The 20,846-nt window shown below is 71.3% G+C and carries 18 protein-coding genes; 4 read left to right on the top strand and 14 right to left on the bottom strand.

The window, feature by feature from the left end:
• Positions 1–64 precede the first annotated feature (64 nt).
• The 3 genes from ACFU95_RS06795 to ACFU95_RS06805 all read right to left on the bottom strand — a co-directional run bounded on the left by ACFU95_RS06795 (position 65) and on the right by ACFU95_RS06805 (position 4,792).
• Positions 65–1,354 carry a hypothetical protein gene (locus ACFU95_RS06795; protein ID WP_383822753.1) on the bottom strand — a complete coding sequence of 430 codons (1,290 nt, stop codon included), beginning with the start codon at positions 1,352–1,354 and terminating at the stop codon, positions 65–67.
• Between the two features lie 151 nt (positions 1,355–1,505).
• Entirely contained in the window at positions 1,506–2,789 is a 1,284-nt protein-coding gene (locus tag ACFU95_RS06800; protein ID WP_383822756.1) for a GAF domain-containing protein, read from the bottom strand.
• Positions 2,790–3,157: 368 nt separating this feature from the next.
• Positions 3,158–4,792, bottom strand: a complete 1,635-nt coding sequence (locus ACFU95_RS06805; RefSeq protein WP_383822759.1) for an acyl-CoA dehydrogenase family protein — start codon at positions 4,790–4,792, stop codon at positions 3,158–3,160.
• Between the two features lie 136 nt (positions 4,793–4,928).
• Between ACFU95_RS06805 and ACFU95_RS06810 the strand changes: the two genes are divergently transcribed.
• On the top strand, positions 4,929–6,074 hold the full coding sequence (locus ACFU95_RS06810) for a YihY/virulence factor BrkB family protein (protein ID WP_383822761.1): 1,146 nt from the start codon (positions 4,929–4,931) through the stop codon (positions 6,072–6,074).
• 24 nt (positions 6,075–6,098) lie between these two features.
• On the opposite strand, the gene ACFU95_RS06815 is transcribed toward ACFU95_RS06810, so the two are convergent.
• A complete protein-coding gene (locus tag ACFU95_RS06815; RefSeq protein ID WP_383822763.1) occupies positions 6,099–6,950 on the bottom strand; it encodes an SDR family oxidoreductase in 852 nt (283 codons plus the stop codon).
• An 80-nt stretch (positions 6,951–7,030) separates the two neighbouring features.
• Here ACFU95_RS06815 and ACFU95_RS06820 point away from each other — a divergent pair, with 80 nt between their 5' ends.
• The gene (locus ACFU95_RS06820; RefSeq protein ID WP_383822765.1) at positions 7,031–8,011 is read left to right on the top strand and encodes an AraC family transcriptional regulator; all 981 of its coding nucleotides are present in this window, start codon (positions 7,031–7,033) and stop codon (positions 8,009–8,011) included.
• A 26-nt stretch (positions 8,012–8,037) separates the two neighbouring features.
• A complete protein-coding gene (locus ACFU95_RS06825; RefSeq protein ID WP_383822767.1) occupies positions 8,038–8,730 on the top strand; it encodes a helix-turn-helix domain-containing protein in 693 nt (230 codons plus the stop codon).
• On the opposite strand, the gene ACFU95_RS06830 is transcribed toward ACFU95_RS06825, so the two are convergent.
• Together ACFU95_RS06830 and ACFU95_RS06835 are read right to left on the bottom strand one after the other, a co-directional pair.
• A complete protein-coding gene (locus ACFU95_RS06830; protein ID WP_383822770.1) occupies positions 8,707–9,114 on the bottom strand; it encodes a VOC family protein in 408 nt (135 codons plus the stop codon). The two genes, ACFU95_RS06825 and ACFU95_RS06830, sit on opposite strands and share 24 nt — an antisense overlap.
• Before the next feature lie 85 nt (positions 9,115–9,199).
• Complete coding sequence (locus ACFU95_RS06835; protein WP_383822772.1) at positions 9,200–9,832, bottom strand: VOC family protein; 633 nt, start codon at positions 9,830–9,832, stop codon at positions 9,200–9,202.
• 148 nt (positions 9,833–9,980) lie between these two features.
• Between ACFU95_RS06835 and ACFU95_RS06840 the strand changes: the two genes are divergently transcribed.
• Positions 9,981–10,634: a ThuA domain-containing protein gene (locus ACFU95_RS06840; protein WP_383822775.1), complete on the top strand. Its 654-nt coding sequence runs from the start codon at positions 9,981–9,983 to the stop codon at positions 10,632–10,634.
• A gap of 43 nt (positions 10,635–10,677) precedes the next feature.
• Here ACFU95_RS06840 and ACFU95_RS06845 read toward each other — a convergent pair whose 3' ends face one another.
• The 8 genes from ACFU95_RS06845 to ACFU95_RS06880 all read right to left on the bottom strand — a co-directional run bounded on the left by ACFU95_RS06845 (position 10,678) and on the right by ACFU95_RS06880 (position 20,189).
• On the bottom strand, positions 10,678–11,838 hold the full coding sequence (locus tag ACFU95_RS06845) for a ferritin-like protein (RefSeq protein WP_383822777.1): 1,161 nt from the start codon (positions 11,836–11,838) through the stop codon (positions 10,678–10,680).
• A gap of 190 nt (positions 11,839–12,028) precedes the next feature.
• Positions 12,029–12,493, bottom strand: a complete 465-nt coding sequence (locus tag ACFU95_RS06850; protein WP_383822779.1) for an SRPBCC family protein — start codon at positions 12,491–12,493, stop codon at positions 12,029–12,031.
• A gap of 118 nt (positions 12,494–12,611) precedes the next feature.
• Positions 12,612–13,664: a LacI family DNA-binding transcriptional regulator gene (locus ACFU95_RS06855; protein WP_383822783.1), complete on the bottom strand. Its 1,053-nt coding sequence runs from the start codon at positions 13,662–13,664 to the stop codon at positions 12,612–12,614.
• 163 nt (positions 13,665–13,827) lie between these two features.
• Positions 13,828–15,429, bottom strand: a complete 1,602-nt coding sequence (locus tag ACFU95_RS06860) for a family 43 glycosylhydrolase (protein WP_383822785.1) — start codon at positions 15,427–15,429, stop codon at positions 13,828–13,830.
• 22 nt (positions 15,430–15,451) lie between these two features.
• Positions 15,452–16,390 (bottom strand): carbohydrate ABC transporter permease, encoded by a 939-nt coding sequence (locus ACFU95_RS06865; RefSeq protein WP_383822787.1) that lies wholly within the window; start codon positions 16,388–16,390, stop codon positions 15,452–15,454.
• Positions 16,390–17,274: a carbohydrate ABC transporter permease gene (locus tag ACFU95_RS06870; RefSeq protein ID WP_383822789.1), complete on the bottom strand. Its 885-nt coding sequence runs from the start codon at positions 17,272–17,274 to the stop codon at positions 16,390–16,392. The genes ACFU95_RS06865 and ACFU95_RS06870 overlap by 1 nt, the downstream gene beginning before the upstream one ends.
• A 10-nt stretch (positions 17,275–17,284) precedes the next feature.
• A complete protein-coding gene (locus tag ACFU95_RS06875; RefSeq protein WP_383822792.1) occupies positions 17,285–18,616 on the bottom strand; it encodes an ABC transporter substrate-binding protein in 1,332 nt (443 codons plus the stop codon).
• Positions 18,617–19,094: 478 nt separating this feature from the next.
• Entirely contained in the window at positions 19,095–20,189 is a 1,095-nt protein-coding gene (locus ACFU95_RS06880) for a LacI family DNA-binding transcriptional regulator (protein WP_383822795.1), read from the bottom strand.
• Positions 20,190–20,846: the final 657 nt, after the last annotated feature.

Consider the following 20,846-nt stretch of genomic DNA (forward strand, 5'->3'; position numbering starts at 1 on the left):
AGGGAACCACCCGAGTGGTCGATCTGTCGATCGCGATCCCCAGGGGCCGCCCGGGGCCGGTCCGCTACCCCAGCGCGCTGTCGACCGACGACAGCGGCATGGCGAACAGTGCGCGGCCCGACTGGGACCAGACCTCGCCGGTCTCCTCCCAGTACGACAGCGGACCGGCCTGGACGCCCCAGCAGCGGGGGGCGTCCTCCGAGCCGCAACGGGTGGCCTCGGCGCCCTCGGTGTCCTGGCGCCACAGGCTGCCGTGCCGGTCCGTGTCGCCGGGGGCGCGGCTCAGGTACCAGTCGGAACGGTCCGTACCGGTCGCCGGGCGCGCCAGGACGCCCTGGATGCCGGACGCCTCCGTCTCATAGGCCTCGACCGCCGACGCGGAGCCGGTGGCGTCGGTGGACAGCAGACCGGGGCGGGCCGGGTCCTTGCTGAAGTCGTAGCGCCACAGACGGGCGTGCCGGTCGCTGTCGGCGGCGGTCCGCTCGCTCGCGACCAGACTGTCGGGTGCCGTGCCGCGGTCGAGGGAGATGCCGCCGATCGCGGGGGCGGTGCTCCCGCCGGTCAGGCGGTACGAGCCGACGGCCGGCAGGACGAAGCGGTGGCCGTGCGCCGACCAGCCCTTCTCGACGCGGCCCACCGCGGCGCTGTCGACCGTGGTGCGCTGGACGCGGTTCATGTCGTACACGTACAGACCGTCGCCCGCGGTGACCAGCAGCTTGTCCTGGTACCAGACCATGCCCGACAGGCGGGACGTCAGAGCGCGGTAGTCCCGGCCGCCGTCCACCGGGACGACGAGGAGGGCCGACGCGTATCTGAGGCGGCCCAGGTCGTTCGCGTCGACGAAGGCGACCCGGGCGAGGCCGCGGTCGGCACTGCCCTGGTTCCAGCCGGAGAGCAGCACCCGGTTGTCGTTCCACCAGCCGTCGTCGTCGGCGTCCCCCGAGGTGGTGACCGCGCCGGCCCGCCAGGCCCGGGTGTCGGCGGCGTCCCAGCAGTACGCGCGGGTGGCCGTCGGCGCGAGAGGCAGCGCCGTGCGCTCGGTGGACGTACAGGCGGACCCGGTGCGCAGGCTCCGGTCAGCGGTCTCCAGGACGGCACGGACACCGACCGGCCGGCCCATCCCGGAGGCGAGTTCGTCCAGCGTGGTCTGTGGGACCAACTGCTCCTGGAGTCGCAGCGCGCGGGTCTCCCCGGCCCTGGTGAGAGGCTCCAGCGCCCCGGGGTTGTCGCCGACCGTGGCCTGTGAGGCGCTGATCATCGTCGCGGCGGCGGTGAGCGCGAGGGCGGTTCCGGCGAGGAACGCGCGCGCCGCGCGGCCCTGCTTGCGTCGACGGTGTCTGCCGCGGTGCTTCATCACAACCTCCCGAGGCGGGCCAACTGCGCCTATTGGTCCGTGCGTTGACCAAAGGAGCAGGTGGGGCGGCCCGTACAGGGATGCTACGGCAGTGGAGCACGGTTGCGGACTAAGACCCCGCAAATATGCGGAAGAAGGGTTCGGACTCGGGTCATGTCGGCCGAGATCCGCCGCGCACCACCGCCGGCGCCGTCGAATGCGGCAGCAGGTCGCGAGGGTCGTCCGGCAGCAGCACCTCGACCTCCGCGTCCTCGCGGAAGCGGTACGGCCGATGCTCCAGGAACGCCCCGAGATAGCGCCGTACCCGCGACATCTCGGCGCGCACCGTCACCGTGCGGCCCGCGTCGCCGAAGACGTCCTCGGCCAGCTCCGCCGCGCTGCGCCCGGACCGGTGCAGGGCCAGCAGGTACAGCAACTCGGCGTGCCGGGGGCTCAGTTCATGACTCCAGGTGCCCGCACCGCCGGACACCGTCACCGACCAGCGGCGCGGCTGGGTCAGGTTCAGCGCGATCCGCGTCGCCCCGGGCGGCACCGGCTCGTCGGAGGCCCGCAGCAGCCAGCCGCCCGCCAGCGGCTCCACCGAGCACAGGCCCAGCGGCGGCAGCCACCGTCGGCCCGGCGACAGCGACTTGGGCAGCGCGATCCGGTGCGTGTACGGCATCCCGCTCACCGCCGCGGTCCAGCCGTCCCGGTCCACCGCCAGGGCCCGGCCCGGCAGCCGGGCCAGCACCGGCGCCGCCACCGCGCGCAACCGCTCCAGCGAGGTCAGATGCAGCTCCCGAAGCCGTGCCTCGGCGAGCTTGGCCACCGAGTCGACCCAGGCCAGCGTGGCCGGATGCATAGTCTCCAGCGGCCCGCTGATGTCCACCACACCGATCAGCCGGCCGTCCCGCGGATCCGTGATGGGGGCGCCGGTGCAGGTCCAGGAGGTCTGGGAGCGCTGGAAGTGCTCGGCGGCGAAGACCTGCACGGGCCGGCGCACGACCGCCGGGGTGCCCACGCCGTTCGTGCCGACGACGCTCTCCCGCCAGTCGGCGCCGAGTTCGAAGCCGAGGCCGTCGGCCTTGCGCAGCACGGAGGAGTTCCCCTCGCGCCACAGCACCCGGCCGTCGTCGTCGGCGACGACCATGATGTGGTGGGCGATGTCCGCGACCGACAGCAGGCCCTCACGCAGCACCGGCAGGACGTGGCGGAGCGCGGTGTCCTCGCGGCGCCGCTGCACCTCCTCGCGCGACAGCAGCCCGGACCGGAAGTCGTGGTCCGGATCGACACCGCTGCGCAGCATGCGTGACCAGGACTGTTCGATCACCGGGCGCGGCGCGAGGGGCGCGCGCTGGCCGGAGAGCGTGGCGGAGCGGACCTCGCTGAGTACGCGCGCCGCCCGGGCCGCGTCCACGGCGGCCAGCTGCGTCACGTCCGTCGGCGAGAGCGGCAAGGGTCCTCCTGGTTGGGCTGGGGCTTGACCGTGTGTCTCATAGTGCCGCTCACCGCTCGCGGAGGCACACACTCCGCACACAGTCGCCAACAAGTTGCAACCCCTTGCAACCCTGGTGGACCGTCCTGGGCTGATTGAAACTTGAGCAACGCCGTCCCGAGCGGCGTTCGTGGCCTCGAACGGGCCATAGGCGGGGGTGGTGCCGTGTCGGCGCAGCACCACCCCCTACCTCCGGCGGTTGGGCGGGGGCGCCTACGGGGGTGCGGCTCGATGTCTCGTTGGCGTCTGCGGGCCGGTTGTGGCTGGTCGCGCAGTTCCCCGCGCCCCTGAGGGCGGTGTCCGCAACCTTGGCCGGATTGCTCGGCGGCTCAGGCCAACGGGCGGGCCCGATCCACGATCGACGCCAAGTCCAGGGTGTGCGGCAGCGCGCCGAAGGCCATGCCTCCGTCGCCTCCCAGGCGCGACGCGCAGAAGGCGTCCGCCACCTCTGGGGGAGCGAAGCGGACCAGGAGGGAGCCCTGGAGGACCAGGGCGAGCCGTTCCGTGAGGCGGCGGGCGCGGGACTCGATGTTCTCCAGGTCGGCGAGTTCCGTCAGGAGGTTCTTGATCGCCGCGTCCAGGCGGTGGTCGGCGCCGCGGGCCCTGCCGATTTCCTGGAGGTAGGCGTTGAGGGCCGCGGGCTCGCGTTGCAAGGCGCGCAGTACGTCCAGGGCCTGGACGTTGCCCGCCCCCTCCCAGACCGAGTTCAGGGGGGACTCGCGGACCAGGCGGGGCATGCCGGACTCCTCGACGTAACCGTTGCCGCCCAGGCATTCGGAGGCCTCGACAGTGAGGGGCGTACACCGCTTGGTCACCCAGTACTTGGCGGCCGGCACCGCGATCCGCAGCAGGGCGCGCTCCTGCTCGCCGCCGTCGTCGTAGGCGGCCGCGAGCCGTAGCGCGAGGGTGGTCGCCGCCTCGGACTCGACGGCCAGGTCGGCCAGGACGTTGCGCATGAGCGGCTTGTCGACGAGCTTCCCGCCGAACGCCTCGCGGTGCGTGCAGTGGTGGACCGCCTGCGCGACCGCCTGCCGCATCAGTCCCGCCGAGCCGAGGACACAGTCGAGCCGGGTCGCCGCCACCATCTCGATGATGGTGCGCACCCCGCGGCCCTCCTCGCCGACCCGGCGCGCCCACGTCCCGTCGAACTCCACCTCGGCGGAAGCGTTCGAGCGGTTGCCGAGCTTGTCCTTGAGACGCTGGATCAGGAAGGTGTTGCGGCTGCCGTCGTCCAGGACACGCGGCACGAGGAAGCAGGTCAGCCCGTCCGGCGCCTGGGCGAGCACCAGGAAGCCGTCCGACATCGGTGCCGAACAGAACCACTTGTGGCCCCTCAGCGTGTACGTCCCGGCCTCGGCCAGCGGGGTGGCGGCCGTCGCGTTGGCGCGTACGTCGCTGCCGCCCTGCTTCTCCGTCATGCCCATCCCGAACAGGGACCCGGCCTTCTGCCCGGCGGGCCGCAGCTCACGGTCGTAGATCAGGGACGTCAGCCGCGGCTCCCACTCGGCGGCCAGGCCGGGGTCCGTGCGCAGGGCGGGGACCGCCGCGTGGGTCATGGACAGCGGGCAGCCGTTGCCGGCCTCGACCTGGGTCCAGAGCAGGAAGGCGGCCGCTCGTCGGACATGGCCGCCGGGACGCCCCCAGGCCGCGGTCAGCCCCGCCGCGACGCCCTTGCCGAGCAGCCGGTGCCAGGACGGATGGAAGTCGACCTCGTCGACACGGTGGCCGTAGCGGTCGTGGGTGCGCAGCGTCGGCGGGTTCTCGTTGGCCAGCACCCCCCACTCCTGTACCTGCGCCGATCCGCAGGTCTTCCCGAGCGCCGCCAGTTCGCCCCGGACCTCGTCCAGGAGCTCCGGGTCGAGATGACGTTCGACGGCCTCGCTCAGGGCTCGGTCCGAGGTGTAGCTGTCGTACCCGACGAGGGGCGGGGGCTGGTTGGTCACGGTGTGCGTGCTGCCTGCCATGGCTGTGAACCTATCCCTGAGTGGGGCGTCGGTCTCCACCGTGACACGGCACCGGCGCGGGCGATCGGGCAGGTGACGAGCGCTCGGACCCGGCGCCCCCGTGAGTGCGCCCCCGCACGGCGGATACCTTTAGGTCGTGCAGCCAGCAAGTGAATCCCCCCAGCGGCCCTCCGGTCGTCTCCACCGGGCGCGTGTCCTCTACCGGAACGTCTCGAAGCGCAGGACCGCCTGGCTGTTGATCAAGGACACCGTCAACTCGTGCATCGAGTACCGCATCCTGGGCCTCGCCGCCGAGGCCGCGTTCTTCACGCTGCTGTCCGTGCCGCCGCTGCTGCTCAGCCTGATCGGCCTGCTCGGTTACGTCGACGACTGGACCGGCACCGACACCATCAGCAGCCTGGAGGCCAACCTCATCGAGGCCTCCCGCACCGTCCTGTCCGACAAGGGCGTGCGCCAGATCGCCCAGCCGATCCTGGACGACGTGATGCACGGCGGCCGCCCCGACGTCATCTCCGTCGGCTTCCTGTTCGCCCTGTGGTCGGGCTCGCGCGCGGTGAACGTCTTCATAGACACGATCACCGTGATGTACGGCCTCGACGGCGTCCGGGGCATCGTCAAGACCCGGCTGGTGGCGTTCCTGCTGTTCATCGCGGCCCTGCTGATCGGCTCGGTGGCGCTGCCGCTGATGGTGGCCGGGCCGGACGCGGTCGTACGGATCGTGCCCTGGTCGGAGACCCTGGTACAGGTCCTGTACTGGCCCGTCGTGATCGTCCTGTCGATCGCGTTCCTGACCACGCTCTACCACGTGTCCGTGCCGGTCCGCTCGCCCTGGATCGAGGACGTGCCCGGCGCGCTGGTCGCCCTCGGCATGTGGGTGCTGGGCAGCTTCCTGCTGCGCATCTACCTGACGAACACGATCGAGGGCGCGTCGATCTACGGCTCCCTCGCCGCCGCCGTCGCCGTGATGCTGTGGATCGGTGTGTCCGCGTTCGCCGTGCTCGTCGGGGCCGCGGTCAACGCCGCGATCGACCGGGTCTGGCCGGCCGCCGCGACGGCCGCGGCCCGCGCCGCCAACGACCGGCTGCGCGAGGCCCAGGTCGCCGAGTACGTGGCCCGGGCCGCCGCGAGCCGCGAGCCCGACCCCGACGACCCGGACATGCCGTCGGAGTTCCCCGAGCGGTGGTCCCGGTTCCTGCCGCCGGAGGACGTGACGTCGCGGCTGCGGACCCATGTGAAGAGCCAGCACCACCATCACCCTCCGCACAAGCCGGAGGATTCCTAGCCACCCGGACGCCCGCGCGTTCACTCAGCTCTTCCACGCCCCCGCCGCCGCGGCCTCCCGCGCGAAGTCCGCGAAGTCGCGCGGCCCGCGCCCCAGCACCTCGCGGACGTCGTCCGTGACGTGGGCGTTGCGACCGTCCATGAGGCTGTCGAAGACCTCGATCAGGAGCTCGACCTCCTCGGGCGGCACCCCGAAGCCGGTCAGGGCCTCGCCGTACGCCCGGGTCGGGACCGGCGTGTACGTGATCGTGCCGCCCGCCGCCGCGGCGATCTCCGCGACCGCCTCCCGCCAGGACAGCAGCCGCGGCCCGGTCAGCTCCAGCGTCCGCCCCGCATACCGGTCGCCGGACGTCAGCACGGCCGTCACCACGTCCGCGATGTCCCGTACGTCGAGGAACGGCTCCTTCACCTCGCCCGCCGGGAAGACCAGCTCCCGGTGGACCATGCCCTCCACCAGCGGCCCCTCGCTGAAGTTCTGCGAGAACCACGCGGCCCGTACGATCGTCCAGTCCGCGCCGGACGACGTCAGCGCCTTCTCGGCCGGCAGCGCCTGGTCCTCACCGCGTGCCGACAGCAGCACCAGCCGCCGCACCCCGAGCCCGACCGCCTCCCGGGCGAGCGCCCCCACGCCCTCGGCCGCCGCGGGGGAGCCGACGTCGGACGGGTACATCAGATACGCCGCGTCCGCGTCCCGCAGGGTCTGCGCCCATGTCGTCGGGTCCTCCCAGTCGAAGCCCTGTGCCCGGGACGCGGCCCGTACCGTGAGCCCCGCCCCGCGCGCCGCTCGCGCCACCCGGCTCCCCGTACGACCCGAGGCACCGGTCACCACTACCGTCATCCGCTGTGTGTCCGCCGTGTCGGCTGCGTTGTCCGTCATGCCTCCAGTCAACGGCCGCGCGCCCCAACAGCCCATCGCTGAACGGCTCATTCCCATGCGCGGACGTCTACGCTGACGGCATGGACGCCCTGGCAGGACTGCTGGAGGGCCCGCGCGCGCGTGGCGCCTTCATGATCCGCGCGTGTTTCGAACCGCCCTGGTCCATCCGTATCGAGGACCGCGCGCCGCTCACCGTCATGGTCATGGTCCGCGGCGACGCCTGGGTGATCCCCGACCAGGGCGAGCGAAGCGAGATGGGGGTCCACCCGGCCGAAGGCCCGGGGAGGATCCGGCTGCGCCCCGGCGATCTCGCCATCGCCCGCGGTCCCGACCCCTACACCTGCGCCGACGACCCCGGCACCGCACCCCAGGCCCTGATCCTGCCGGGCGCGGAGTGCCGCTACCCCGACGGACGCTCCCTCAACGGCTCGATGGACCTGGGCGTGCGCACCTGGGGCGACCGGCCCGACGGGTCGGCCGTGATGCTGATCGGCACGTATCTGTGGCAGGGCGAGATCAGCGGGCGGCTGCTGAACGCGTTGCCTCCGCTGCTGTCCCTCACCGCCGATGTCTGGGACTGCCCCCTCACGCCGTACCTCATGGAGGAGATCGTCCGCGACGAACCCGGGCAGGAGGTCGTCCTGGACCGGCTGCTCGACCTGCTGGTCATCGCCGCGCTCAGGGCCTGGTTCTCCCGTCCGGAGGCGGCCGCCCCGGGCTGGTACCGGGCCATGGGGGACCCGGTCGTCGGCCGTGTGCTGCGGCTCGTCCAGGACGACCCGGCCCACCCCTGGACGGTGGCCTCGCTGGCCGCGAAGGCGGGAGTGTCGCGGGCCGCGCTGGCCCGCCGGTTCACGGAACTGGTGGGGGAGCCGCCGATGACGTATCTGACGGGGTGGCGGCTCGGGCTCGCGGCGGACGCGTTGCGGGACGGCGACGACACGCTGGACGCCATTGCCCGGCAGGTGGGGTACGGGAGCGCGTTCGCGCTGTCCAGCGCGTTCAAGCGGGTGTACGGGGTGAGCCCGCAGGAGCATCGGGCGCGGGTGGCCGTGGGGTAGGCCGGGGGCGGCGTAGCCTGGTCCGCATGTACGCCGAGTGGGCGTCCCGGCTGGCTGGTGCCGTCGTGTGGACGAACGACCCGTCCGGCAGCGGCGTCGGACCCGTCCTGCCCGACGGATGCATGGATCTGCTCTGGAACGACGGGCGGCTGCTCGTCGCCGGGCCCGACACGCGGGCGTACGTCGCCTCGGGTGACACGAGTGCCTGGGCCGGGGTCCGTTTCTACCCCGGGACCGCTCCCGGCTACCTCGGAGTTCCCGCGCACGAACTGCGCGACCTGCGTGTCGACCTCGTGGATCTGTGGCCGGCCGCGGAGGTACGACGGTTGCGCGGCCGTATCGAGGCCGCCGCCGACCCGGTGACCGCCCTCGAAGAGGTGGCGCTGGAGCGCGCCGCCGGTGCGCGGGCCCCCGACCCGGTGCTACGACAGGTCGTCGCCGCCCTGGCCGCGGGGCGCCCCGTCGCCGGCACCGCCGACGAACTCGGTCTCGGGGCACGGAAGTTGCACCGCCGATGCCTCACCGCCTTCGGGTACGGGCCCAAGACGCTCGCCCGCATCCTCCGGCTGCAACGCGCGCTCGCGCTGGCGCGCGGCGGCACCGCCTTCGCGGACACCGCGGCGCAGGCCGGCTACGCCGACCAGGCCCATCTCGCGCGGGACGTCAAGGAGTTGGCGGGCATGCCGCTCGGCGAGCTACTCGGCCGACGCGGCGGGTAGCGGCGCGAACAGGTCGACGCCGTTTCCGTCCGGGTCCTGCACGGAGGCGTACCGCTGGCCCCAGAAGGCGTCCCACGGTTTCAGCTCGCCGTGGTAACCGGCACCCACCAGTTCCTCGTACACCGCGTCGACCTCCGCCGGGTCCGCGCAGCGCATCGCCAGGGAGTGGCGGCCACCACCGCTGGGCGGCTGCCACTGAGGGAAGAAGGACCGCACCGTCTCCTCGGTGTCGAGCATCAGCCGCAGCCCGCCCGGGAGTCCGGCCTCGGTGTGGGGCTCGTTCTCGGCGCCCTCCGGGAACGCGAACCCGAGGCGACGGTAGAAGGCGACTGCGGCGGCCATGTCGGAGACGACGAGACCGATGGCATCGAATCGTGGAGTCATGCGGCCACCGTAGGCAGCCGGCGCAGGCAGGTCTTGAACGAATCGGACATCCCAGGGAGTGGGAGCCCTGGCCGGGTCGGGTGCCCTAGCCGAAGGTCACCGGGCCCCGCGGCGTGTCCACCGTCCAGGAGATCCCCACCGGGCCCGTCGTGAGGTCGAGGTCCGTGCCGAGAGCCGACAGCAGGGGGCGGATCTCGTCCGGCTCGGGGGCGCTCGCGGAGAGCGACAGCAGGGGGGTGACGGGCAGGTCGGAGGCGGTGGGATGGACCGTGGCGCTCCAGTCGATGAGGAAGGGGACGAGACCGGAGGGGTGGGCTTCGTCGCCGTCGGTGAGCCGCCACTCCAGCAGGGTGCCGTCGGGTCTGCGGCGGCGCATCGCCTGCGCCGGGCCGGGGTCGTACCCGCGGGCCCGGGCGGCCGCGATGGCCGCGTCCAGGTCGGGCGGGCTGATCGCCCAGGTGACCGTGCGCGGGGCGGTGAGCCCGTCGACCTCGAAGGGGCGGGGCTGCCCGGGCGCGGACTGCTCGGTATCCGGGCCGATGATCTCCAGGTAGCCGGCGCCTCCGAGCGACACGAGATAGTTGCGGGTGCCGAGCCCGACGTGGACGCCGCCCGGTGCGGGGGTCACGCCGGTGCGTCGGGCGAAGTCGGCGACCGTGGCGGACAGGTCGGGGGTCGCGAGGACGAGATGGTCCAGGAGCGCGGGAATGGCGTTCATCGCTGCCGAGGCTACGCAGAGCGGCGCGCGATAGGGAACACCCGCGCGCCGGGCGGAAGAGGAGGGGTGTGCGTCATTCGGTGATCCGAAAATTTCGGGTCGCCCGGGGGAGTGGGACCGCGCTCCCCGGCCATCTAGGCTCGGCGGCATGCCCGCACGACTCCTCGTCCACACCCGCACCACCGCCTACCGGCACGAATCCATCCCGGCCGGCGTCGAAGCCGTACGCACCCTCGGTGACTTCGAGGTCGACCACACCGAGGACCCGGCGGCCCTCGACGGGCCCCTGGACGGATACGCGGCCGTCGTCTTCCTCTCCACCAGCGGCGAGGTGCTCACCCCCGCCGGGCGCGAGCGGCTCGCCGCGTACGTCGAGTCGGGCGGCGGCTTCGTCGGGGTGCACGCGGCGGCCTGCACCGAGTACGACTGGCCGTACTACGGCGAGCTGTTGGGCGCCCGGTTCGACCGGCACCCCGAGTACCAGCCGGGCAAGGCGCTCGTCGAGGACCGCGAGCACCCGGCCACCCGGCACCTCCCCGCCGTGTGGGACTTCGTCGACGAGTGGTACGACTTCCGCACCAACCCCCGGGGCGCGGTACGGGTGTTGGTCTCGGCCGACGAGTCGTCGTACGACGGAGGCGGCATGGGCGAGGACCATCCCCTGGTGTGGTGCCGTGAGCAGGGAGCCGGGCGCGTCTTCTACACCGCCCTCGGCCATGCCGCCGAGGCCTACGACGATCCCGGCTTCCGCGCTCACCTCCTCGGCGGGATCAACTGGGCGGTGGGTCCGGACCGGCGATGAGGCGGGCCGGCGCGGCCCGCCGTGCACGGCTGCCGTTGCGGCATCACGCCGCCGGAGGCCGCTTGGCGAGCGCCCGGAACTGGGGGCCGTAGGTGCCGGGGACGTAGGGGTTCGGGGTCTCCATCAGTTCGACGGCGGGCCGCTCCAGGCCGCGCATGGCGTGGATGGCCGCGCCCAGGGTGCGGTGGCCGCCGCCGGCCCAGGCCGCGTCGAGGGTGTCCAGCACCGTGCTGTAGGTGGCGTCGAAGTGGTACAGGAGCTGGCGGACCCGGGCCGGCGGGTTGGGCCAGCCGCCGACCGGGATCGGGGCCATGGGACGCACCTCGGGGAAGGGCACGGGTGCGCCGACGTACTGCCAGCCGTGGTCGGTGCGGCGCAGCTCCCGGCCGTGGTAGATCTCGCCGAAGGCGTAGTAGTGCGCGGGGTGGTCGTCCTCGAAGGAGGCGGACGGTGAGCTGCTGGTGCCCTCGCCCTGCTCCATGATGATTTCGATGGCCTGCTCGACCTGGTCGAGGTTCCCGATCGGAGACAGGTCGTCGGAGAAGACGTACTGGGACAGCTGCCCGCGCACCGCCAGTTCCGGCCGCACCGTACGGAACGCGTTCAGCAGCCCCTCGTAGAACTCGCCGACGGTGGGTGAGGCCTGCGCGCTCCGGACGAGCGACTCCTCGGGGGCCTCGATCGCCATCATCACATCGCGCACGAACGCCTTGGTCAGGCCCGACAGGTAGACGGTCACCCCGGCCCGGACACCGCCGGGCAGCGGGCCGGGGTAGACGGGCGCGGCGGCCTTGATCTGCGGCCGCCCGCCCACGGCCACGAGCAGGTTGCAGGCGATGCCGAGGTGGTACATCTCGTCGCCGACGATGCGCTGGATCAGCCGCGCGACCTCACTGCGGTGGTCCTTCACGGACCACAGGCCGCAGAAGTAGGGCGGGATGGTGGCGAGTTCGAGTCCGACGGCGACCTGAAGGGCCGACCTGATCCAGTCGACTCCGCGACCGTCCTGGGGAACGGCCAGCAGCCGCGCCACGGACCCGAGGGCCGGCGCCGCAGCCTGCGCACCGCCCGTCGGCAGCGCGGCAGCCTGCGCGGGACCGGAGACCGCGACCGCGGCCGGCGCGCCGCTCGCCAACGCGGCCGACGCCAGGAAACTCCTGCGCCTGAACGGGGCAACTGTCTGCCTGTCCGGCTCTTCGCTCATACCCGTCACTCTCGACTCTCGCCTCAGCTCATCGCCATGGCCCCGCCTCGGCTCGATGCCCCCGGGACCCTCGGACAGCTGGCGAAGCTAGCAATGATCAACGTCGCCACCAGGGCAGACGGGCCGGGCGGCGCGTCAACCACCCTGTCGGTCCAACGCGATCAAGGTGGGCACGACGCCGGGGAACCGCTCAGCGACCGCCGGCGCCAACGGCGCTGTCGTCGGCCTCGCGCACCGCGATCCGGGCGAGTTTCGTCAGCATCATGCCGTTGCGGATCCGGACGAGATAGTCGACGGGGAGCCCGTGCATACGGACGCCGGGGCCCCGCAGGGCGTGCCAGTCGAGGACGAAGAGGGTGTTCTCGCCCCACGGGATCAACCGCATGGCGATACGGGCCGCGCCGAAGGGCTCCGCCTTCGCCTCCAGCTCCAGCCGGCGTTCCGGTTCGCAGATGCGGACGACGCAGGCGTCGTCGAGGAGCAGCGGGCCGACGCCGACCCGGACCCGCAGACGGGCGCCCACGTCGGGCCACTGCGGGTCGGCGGCGAGGACCTCCTGGGTTCCCGACACCCACTCCCCGTAGCGGTGGCCGTCGGACAGCAGGCTCCAGACCTTCGACGGGGAGCTCAGGATCAGACGGCGGTTCCGGGCCACACCGACCACGCTCCTTCTGGAGGATCCCGAGCTGCTCGACCTGCCCTTCGAAGCTAGCGGCCCCGTGCGACCCCGGCACCCGTAGGGAAGGGCCCGCCCGGCCAACCAGGTGAAGGACTCAGCAGGACAGCCCGCGTGGTCCCGCCGTGCTCGACCGTTGCACCAACCGTGTCGACAGCTCCGTCCGCGTGCTCTCGGGCCGGTCCCCGTCCATCATCCGCACCAGCAGGCGCAGCGCCGTCGCCGCCATCTCCGACAGCGGCTGGCGGACCGTGGTGAGGGCCGGGGCGATCCAGCGGGCCTCGGGAAGATCGTCGAAGCCCACGACGCTCAGGTCGTCCGGCACGCTCAACCCCCGCTCGGCCAGCGCCTCGTAGACCCCGAGGGCCATCCGGTCCGAGCAGACGAAGACGGCCGTCGGCGGTTCGGGCAGGTCGAGCAGTTCCAGCATCCGGCGCCGGGCGACCCCCTCGTCGAAGCCCGCGTGCCGGACGTACTCGGGACGGTGCCGCACCCCGGCCGAGGCGAGCGCCGAGCGGTAGCCGGCCACCCGGGCGGTGCTGCACATCTTGCGCTGGTGACCCGCGACGACGGCGATCCGCTCATGGCCCAGCGCCAGCAGATGCTCGGTCGCCGTCACACCGCCGTGCCAGTTCGCGGCGCCCACCGACACCACGCCCGGCGGCGGCTCCAGCACCGGGTCGATCATCACGAACGGAATGCGGTGCTGCTCCAGCCAGGCGTACTGCGAGGCCGTCAGCTCGGCCAGGTTGAACAGCACTCCGGACGAGCCGCGTGTGGTGAGCTTGTCCAGCCAGCCGCGCTCCGGGCGCCCGCCCCGGGTCCGGTTCAGCCCGGCCGAGACGACCACCTCCAGACCCGCGTCGTGGGCCGCCTCCTCCACACCGTGCAGCACCGCACCCGACCACGAGGTGTCCAGCGAGTGCACGACCAGGTCGACCAGGCCGGGTGTCTTCGCCGCGTCGAAGCGCGGTCTGCGGACATAGCCGAGCCGGTCCAGCGCCTCGGTGACCCTGCGGCGTGTCTCGGGGGCGACGTCCTCCCGGCCGTTGACCACCTTGGACGCGGTCGGCACGGACACGCCGGCCTCGCGTGCCACGACGGCCAGGGTCGGCCCGGCCGCCACGCTCGCTCCGCCCGTACGGACCATCGGGAACCACCTCTCCGGCCCGCCCGAGGGCCATGAAAAGTTTCGACCAGCGCGGAAACAGTAAGCGCTTCCTACCCTAGGTTCGCCGCAATGAGTCCGGAAGGGGCCGGAGATCGCAGGTCTTCGCGGTCCGCGACTTTCGAAACTTCGAACACGCCCGGGGCTACCAGCAGGTGAGGCGGAATCCCGTGAAGTCGGCCGTGAACGACGCGTCGACGAGATCCACGGCATGGACGCCGGCCATCGCCCCGGTGAAGCGCAGCTTGGAGCCGTAGTCGTCGGACAGCTTGGTGAAGTCCAGCGGCGGCCCGATCGGGGTCCGCGCACCCTCGCGCACGAACCAGAACCGCGCCCGGCCGTCCTCGACCGTCACGCCCAGGGTCACCGGCACGCTCGCGTCCACCTCCACGACAGCGGCCTGCCGGGTGCCGGACTCCTCCCGCTCCAGAAGGCTCAACACCGTACGGCCCCCACCCCGCCACTGCTGCCCGCGCTGCCCCTCACCCTCGGGTTCCGCCCACGTGAGGTCCAGGCTCAGATACGCCTCCGCGTTGTACCGCAGGACCAGCCCGGCTGCCTGGGTGAACGTGCGCGGCCCCGCCTCCACGGTGACCTCGGCCTCCGCGCGGTGCTCGGTGATCCGCCGGGCCAGCAGACTGTGCGCCCACCGTGACTCGGGACCGTGCCGACCGCGCAGCCGGATCCAGCCGGGGCGGGTGGTGGCGTCGGCCCAGTCCGGGTCGGCGTAGCCGCGCAGGGTGCTCCAGGGCCAGCCGAGGGGCTCGTCCAGATCGCCGACCCGCGCCCTGTGCCCGGGCTCCGGCTCGGCGGGACGCGTCGGTACGTCGACCTCGACCGCCGGATGCCACCCCCCGTGCCGCAACCGGGGCCACCCGTCCTCGTCCCAGGTCAGCGCCTGGATCGCCGTCTCCCGGCCGAGAGGGCAGCGCGGACCGTCCGGCGTCCGCAACGGCCGTGCCGTGAGGTGGCTCATCACCCACTCGCCCTCGGGCGTCTCCACCAGCTCCGCGTGCCCGGCCTTCTGCAACGGCACCGAAGGATCGTCGCGCGTCGTCAACAGGGGCCGGCTGTCGAGCTCGTACGGCCCGGTGATCGCCCGACTGCGTGCCACCAGCACCCCGTGCTCGACACCCGTGCCGCCCTCCGCGAGCACGAGGTGGAACCAGCCGTCCCGCTGCACCAGCTTCGGCCCCTCGATGAGCCGTTCGTGCTGGAGCAGCAGATGCGTGTCACCGACCGGGACCAGCGTCTCGCGGTCCAGCTCGGTGAGGACGATCCCGGCGAACCGCCGGCCGTCCGGACGGTGGTCGTTCTGGAGGTTGAGCAGCCACAGCCGCCCCTCGTCGTGGAAGAGCGCGGGGTCGAAGCCATGGCTCGCGATCCGCCGCGGCCGCGTCCACTCGCCGCCTGCCTCCGTGGCCGTACTGACATACGTGTCCGTGTCGAAGTACGGCGTGCCCACCGAGCGCACGACCGAGTAGACCACCCAGAACCGCTCCCCGTCCCAGCTCAGCGACGGGGCCCAGATGCCGCCCGAGTCGGGCACACCGGCCAGACAGTCGCCGGGGACCGCACCGCGGACGTGGCCCGCGTACTCCCAGTGGGCCAGGTCCCGGGAGCGGTGGATCGGGATCGTGGGGAACCACTCGAAGGAACTCGTCGCCACGTAGTACCAGTCGCCGACCCGGACCAGGGAAGGGTCCGGGGCGAAACCGCGGATCACGGGATTGTGCAGCAGGGTCACTCGAACACTCCCAGGGCGAGGGTCACTTGAGGGCACCCAACGTCACGCCGGTCCGCCAGTAGCGCCGCATCGCGACCATCATGATCGCCATCGGCACGATGGACAGCAGCGCACCCGTCAGGACGAGACTGGTCACGTCGATGCCCGACTCCAGGCGTTTGCCGGACCAGTTGTACAGACCCAGGTTGAGCGTCCAGTTCTCCTCGCCACGCAGCACGGTCAGCGGGAGGAAGAACGCGTTCCAGGTGTTGACGAAGGCGAGCAGGAACACCGTCGCGCCGCCCGTCGTCATCATCCGCAGCACGATGCTGAAGAAGATCCGCAGCTCACCGGCGCCGTCGAGACGAGCCGCCTCCAGCAGCTCGAACGGGATGGTGGCCTCGGTGTACACCTTCGCCAGATACACACTGAACGGATTGATCAGACAGGGGATCAGCATCGCCCACGGGGTGTCGACCATCCCGATCGCCGAGAACAGCAGATACAGCGGCAGCGTGAGCAGCGCGATCGGAATGAGGAAGGACCCCACCACACACGCGAAGACGGCACCCCGCCCGGGAAAGTCGAACCGTGCCAGGCCGTAGCCCGTGGCGAGCGCGATGAGCGTGCCGCCGAGGGAGCCGACACCGGCGTACAAAAACGAGTTGGCGGTCCAGCGCAGGAAGATGCCGTCCTCGTAGGTGAAGACCTGCTGGATGTTGTCCCACAGGTGCCAGCCGGAGAACCACAGCCCGTTGCTCTGGTACAGCCCCACCCGGTCCTTGGTCGCGGCGATCATCAGCCAGTACACGGGGAACAGGCTGTAGACACTGGCCAGGACCAGCCCGACCAGCATGAACCGCTGACCGCCCCGCGAACGGGAGGCCGGATCGGGTCGGGTCCGCCGCCGGACACCACCCCCACCGGGCGGCACGACGGCCTTTCGCACCCCGCCCTCCTGACGATTCTCCGTCAGCGCCATCAGTCCGCCTCCTTCGAGGTAAGCCGGTAGAAGAGAAGGGAGGCGATGCCGAGGATCAGGGCGAGCAGCACCGAAAGGGCCGCCGCGTAGTGGTAGTTGCCGGCGTTGAACGCCTGGTTGTAGATGATCATGATCGGGGTGAAGCTGTCGCTGACGGTCTGCGGGGTCACGTTCCGGAACAGCGCGGGCTCGTTGAAGATCTGGAGCATCTGGATGATCGACAGCAGAGCGGTCAGTACGAGCGCCCCGCGCACGAACGGGATCTTGATGCTCAGCGCGATCCGCATCTCGGAGGCGCCGTCCAGTCGCGCGGCCTCGAACAGCTCGCGGGGCACGCCCTGGAGGGCCGCGTAGATGATCACCATGTTGTAGCCGATGCCGTGCCAGGTCAGCAGGTTGCCGATGGCCGGCCACACCATGGAGGGCGCGAAGAAGTTCCAGTCGAGACCGAAGACCTCCCCGAGCGCGGTCAGCGGCCCCACCTCGGGGCTGTACAGGTTGATCCACACGAGGGCCGCGACCACGCCGGGGATCATGTACGGCACCAGCAGCAGGATCCGGAACCGCCCGGCCGCCTTGGAGCTGACGGCGTCCAGGAACAGCGCCAGCACCAGACTGACGAGCAGCATGAACGGAATCTGCACACAGGCGAACAGCACCACCCGCAGGATGGAGGTCATGAACGCCGAGTCGGTCAGTCCGTGCTGGTAGTTCTCCAGCCCCACGAACTCCGTCGTGGCGCCGCCGAGCCCGAGCCCGGACTGCTTCTGCAGAAACAGCGACTGGTAGACCGCGTAACCGATCGGGAGCAGATACAGGAAAGCGAAGCCGAGCTGGAAGGGCACCGTGAAGGCGGCACCCTTCCAGCGCTGGGAGCGAATCATCGAGTCTGCCTCAGCCCTTGACGCTGATGCCGCGCTGCTTCAGGTCGTTGACCGTCCACTCCTGCATGTGGTCGAGCAGATCGGTGACCTTCTGCTTCTTGCTCACGACCGCGGCCCACTCGTCCTGCATCTCCGTGAACATCGCGGTCCAGTTCGGCCCGAAGGTCCAGTCGGTGGTGACGGTCCCCAGGCTGTCCGTGACGACCTTCTCGGCCGGCTGGTAGTTCTTGCCGAGCAGCTTCTCGGAGATCGCCTCGGACACGTACGAGTCACTGTCCTTGAGGGCCGGCATCACACCACTGCCGGTCTCCGGGCTGGCCATGGTCTTCACCGCACCGGTGTCGGTGGACATCCACAGCGCCGCCTCGGCGGCCTGCTCCTTGTTCTTGCACTGCTCGCTGACCAGGGTCAGGTTGCCGCTCTGGTTGGTGGCGGCCGGCGTCTTGGCGGCCTCGCCCTTGAAGGTCGGCCACGGGGCGAGCGCCCAGTCGCCGAACGACTTGGTGAAGTTCTGCACCATGCCGGACATCTGCCAGGTGGAGATCTGCCGGGTCGCGGTCCCGCCGTTGTCGTAGTTGCGCTGCACGGCCGCGTAGTCGGCGAACGACAACTTCGAGTTCAGGTCGTTGTCGATGATCTCCTGGATCACCTTCGCGGCCTTGAGGGTGCCCTCGTCCTTGAAGTTCACGACCCACGAGTCACCGTCGATGCCGTACCAGTGCGCCCCGGCCTGCATGGCCAGCACCTCCAGGGTGCTCGGGTCCTCACCGGCGTAGTTGGTGATCTTGATGTCGTGCTTCTTCAGCTCCTTGCCCGCGGCGATGAAGTCGTCCCAGGTGGCCGGCGCCTTGAGCCCGTACTTCTCGAAGAGGTCCGTCCGGTAGATGGTGAAGGCGGGAGCCGAGGCGGTCGGCACCCCGTACACCTTCCCCTGCACCTGACCGGTCGCCCACGATCCGGCGTTGAACTTGTCCTTGTCGCCCTCGACGTACTGGGTGATGTCGGCGAGCGCACCCTGCGAGACCCAGCTCGTCACGTACTCACCGGTGTTCTGCATCAGACAGGGCGCGTTGCCCGCCTTGACGGCGTTGGTCAGCTGCTTCTGCATGGTCAGCTGGTCGGTGACCTTCGTGTACTTGAGCTGGACGTCCTTGTGCGAGGCGTTGAACGCCTTCACGACCGCCTCCTGGCCGTTGGCCCAGCCCCAGAAGTCGAGGGTGACCGGACCGGAGGACTCGGAGTCCTGGGAGTCGGATCCACCGCAGGCGGCGAGCAGACCCGACAGTGCGATTCCCGCGACGGCGGCGGAGGCGAACCTTCTCCGGGAGCTGGTGAAGTTCATCTGACCGTGATCCTTCGGAATGAGAGCGTTCTTGCGGAACGGCGGCGGCTCGGTGGCGCCGGCCAGGAACGGCGGCCGGAAAAATCGTCGGCTCGCGGTTGCGGGGGGTCGGCCAAGCGGAAGCTGTAGTAAGCGGTTGCAGGGACGGTAGGCCGAGGGCTCTGCTCATAGCAAGAGGTGCGCGGAAATTTGTTACGCCGTTTTGTCCGTGAGGTTAGGTCTGCCCGCCGGTCGGCGCAGCCCCGCGGGTGCGGACTTATGCCCAGGTCAGAGCAGGATCGGGCGCAGTCTGCACGGACGGTCGGGAGCGCTCCCAACCGCTCCGGCGCGACTTGGAAAACAACAAAGAAACCGATTACGAAACGGATCGCATGCAAGCCACGCGCTGACTCGTTCGTCCGCTCACTCGCTCACTCGCTCACTCGCTCACTCGCTCACTCGCTCACTCGCTCACTCGCTGACGAACCGGAGACGACCCTCAGTCGCGCCGTGCGGCGGCAGGCGGCCGCACGGAGTTGCGTACGACGACATGGGTGCCCAGCACCAAGTGGTCGCCGTCGCCGCCCTTCCGGCGACCGGAACCACCCTCCCGCCGGTCGGCCACGGCGCGCAGCGCCACCCGCCCCATCTCCTCGTACGGCACGTGCACGGTGGTGAGTTGGGGCGTGAGCTGGGAAGCGAGGGGGATGTCGTCGTACCCGACGATCGACACGTCCTCCGGCACCCGTAGCCCCGCCGCTCGCAGGGCCTGCATGGCCCCCGCGGCGACCACGTCGGTCCCGGCGAGCACGGCGGTGAACTCCAACCGCTCCGCCAGGGCCTCCTCGACGGCCTCGTACCCGTGCTCGTAGTCGTACGGCCCATGCCGCACCATGCCCGGCTCGAAAGGCACGCCATAGGCCTCGAAGGCCCGCCGGGCGCCCTTCAACCGGCCCTGAGCCGTGGTGAGTTCGGCATGCCCCGGCAGCACGAGCACGCTGCGGTGTCCGGCGGACAGCAGATGGCTGGCCATGGCATAGGCGCCGCCCTCGTTGTCGTAGTCCACCGTCGTCGCCGGCACGTCACCTTCCAGCGGCGGCCTCCCCACCAGCACCAGGTGGGACCCGGCGGCATCGAGGGAACGGGCGAACCGGGCCATGCGCAGCTGGTACTCGTCGTAGTCGTACGCCCCGCCCAGCAGCACCACGGCGGCGACGCCCTGCTGCCGCATGAGATTGACCAGCGCGAGTTCCCGCTCGGGATCGTCCCCCGTGGTCCCCACCAGCGAAAGCCAGCCACGCAGCGTGGCGGCCCCCTCAACGCCCTTCGCCACGTGGGCGAACGCGGCGCCGGTGATGTTGTTGATGAGGATCGCCACGGTGGGCGTGCCGCCACCGGCCAGTGAACGGGCGTGGGCGTTGGTGACGTAGTCCAGGTCCTGGACGACCTTCATCACCCGGCGCCGCAGGTCCTCCGACACCGGGTAGTTGCCCGACAGGACGCGCGACACGCTGGCGACGGAGACACCCGCGCGTTCCGCCACGTCCCGGATGGTGGCCCGACCGGCGTCGCCGGACACCTTGCGCTGACTCACCCTTGCGGCTCCTTCACCGTTGCGCCTGCCTCGGCATACGGCCGGAAAACGCGCCCCCACCGATACAGAAACCGTATCCCATGGCCCTCTGGTCGGGCCGTGCCCATCTTGAGCGGGGGCCGCTTGGGGATGTGCCCCATGTTGGTAGCCGGTCCGGCTGGTAGCCCGAGGCGCTGCGGTTCCGGTCGCGGGTCCCGATGTCCGGTCCGGGTCCGGGTCCGGGGTCCGGTTCTGATTTCCGGTCCGGGTCCGGTCCGGGTCCGGTCCGGGCCCGGTTTCTGGTCTCGGTTTCCGGTCCAGGGTCTGCGGTCCAGGTCTCGGTTTCCGGTCCAGGTCCCCCGGCCCAGGTCCCGGTCCATGTCCAAGTTCCGGCCCAGTTCCAGGTTCCGGTCCAGGCCCCCCGGTCCAGGCCCAGGTCCCAGTCCCGGTCCAGGCGCCCGGTCCCGGCCCGCGAGACGCGCTTTCCCAAGCCCAGGCCCACTGGAGACGCACCAACGCCGGGCGACGGCCCACCAACCCGCACTGTTCCCACGACACCGGCCGCGAGGGAGCCGGAGGGGCGTGGGGGGGGGGGGGGGGGGGGGAAGGAAAAAAGAACAAACAAACAACGCAACCGCCCCACACACCCCCCCCCCCCCCGCCCCCACCCCCCCCCCC

Origin of the sequence: Streptomyces sp. NPDC057623 (assembly GCF_042800355.1) — a bacterium.
Lineage (GTDB): Bacteria > Actinomycetota > Actinomycetes > Streptomycetales > Streptomycetaceae > Streptomyces.

What these genes read in the sequence shown, in the direction of transcription:
- ACFU95_RS06795 (WP_383822753.1), bottom strand. Translation starts at nt 1,354, where the DNA reads ATGAAGCACCGCGGCAGACACCGTCGACGCAAGCAGGGCCGCGCGGCG.
- ACFU95_RS06805 (WP_383822759.1), bottom strand. Translation starts at nt 4,792, where the DNA reads ATGGCAGGCAGCACGCACACCGTGACCAACCAGCCCCCGCCCCTCGTC.
- ACFU95_RS06815 (WP_383822763.1), bottom strand. Translation starts at nt 6,950, where the DNA reads ATGACGGACAACGCAGCCGACACGGCGGACACACAGCGGATGACGGTA.
- ACFU95_RS06820 (WP_383822765.1), top strand. Translation starts at nt 7,031, where the DNA reads ATGGACGCCCTGGCAGGACTGCTGGAGGGCCCGCGCGCGCGTGGCGCC.
- ACFU95_RS06825 (WP_383822767.1), top strand. Translation starts at nt 8,038, where the DNA reads ATGTACGCCGAGTGGGCGTCCCGGCTGGCTGGTGCCGTCGTGTGGACG.
- ACFU95_RS06830 (WP_383822770.1), bottom strand. Translation starts at nt 9,114, where the DNA reads ATGACTCCACGATTCGATGCCATCGGTCTCGTCGTCTCCGACATGGCC.
- ACFU95_RS06835 (WP_383822772.1), bottom strand. Translation starts at nt 9,832, where the DNA reads ATGAACGCCATTCCCGCGCTCCTGGACCATCTCGTCCTCGCGACCCCC.
- ACFU95_RS06840 (WP_383822775.1), top strand. Translation starts at nt 9,981, where the DNA reads ATGCCCGCACGACTCCTCGTCCACACCCGCACCACCGCCTACCGGCAC.
- ACFU95_RS06845 (WP_383822777.1), bottom strand. Translation starts at nt 11,838, where the DNA reads ATGAGCGAAGAGCCGGACAGGCAGACAGTTGCCCCGTTCAGGCGCAGG.
- ACFU95_RS06855 (WP_383822783.1), bottom strand. Translation starts at nt 13,664, where the DNA reads ATGGTCCGTACGGGCGGAGCGAGCGTGGCGGCCGGGCCGACCCTGGCC.
- ACFU95_RS06865 (WP_383822787.1), bottom strand. Translation starts at nt 16,390, where the DNA reads ATGGCGCTGACGGAGAATCGTCAGGAGGGCGGGGTGCGAAAGGCCGTC.
- ACFU95_RS06870 (WP_383822789.1), bottom strand. Translation starts at nt 17,274, where the DNA reads ATGATTCGCTCCCAGCGCTGGAAGGGTGCCGCCTTCACGGTGCCCTTC.
- ACFU95_RS06875 (WP_383822792.1), bottom strand. Translation starts at nt 18,616, where the DNA reads ATGAACTTCACCAGCTCCCGGAGAAGGTTCGCCTCCGCCGCCGTCGCG.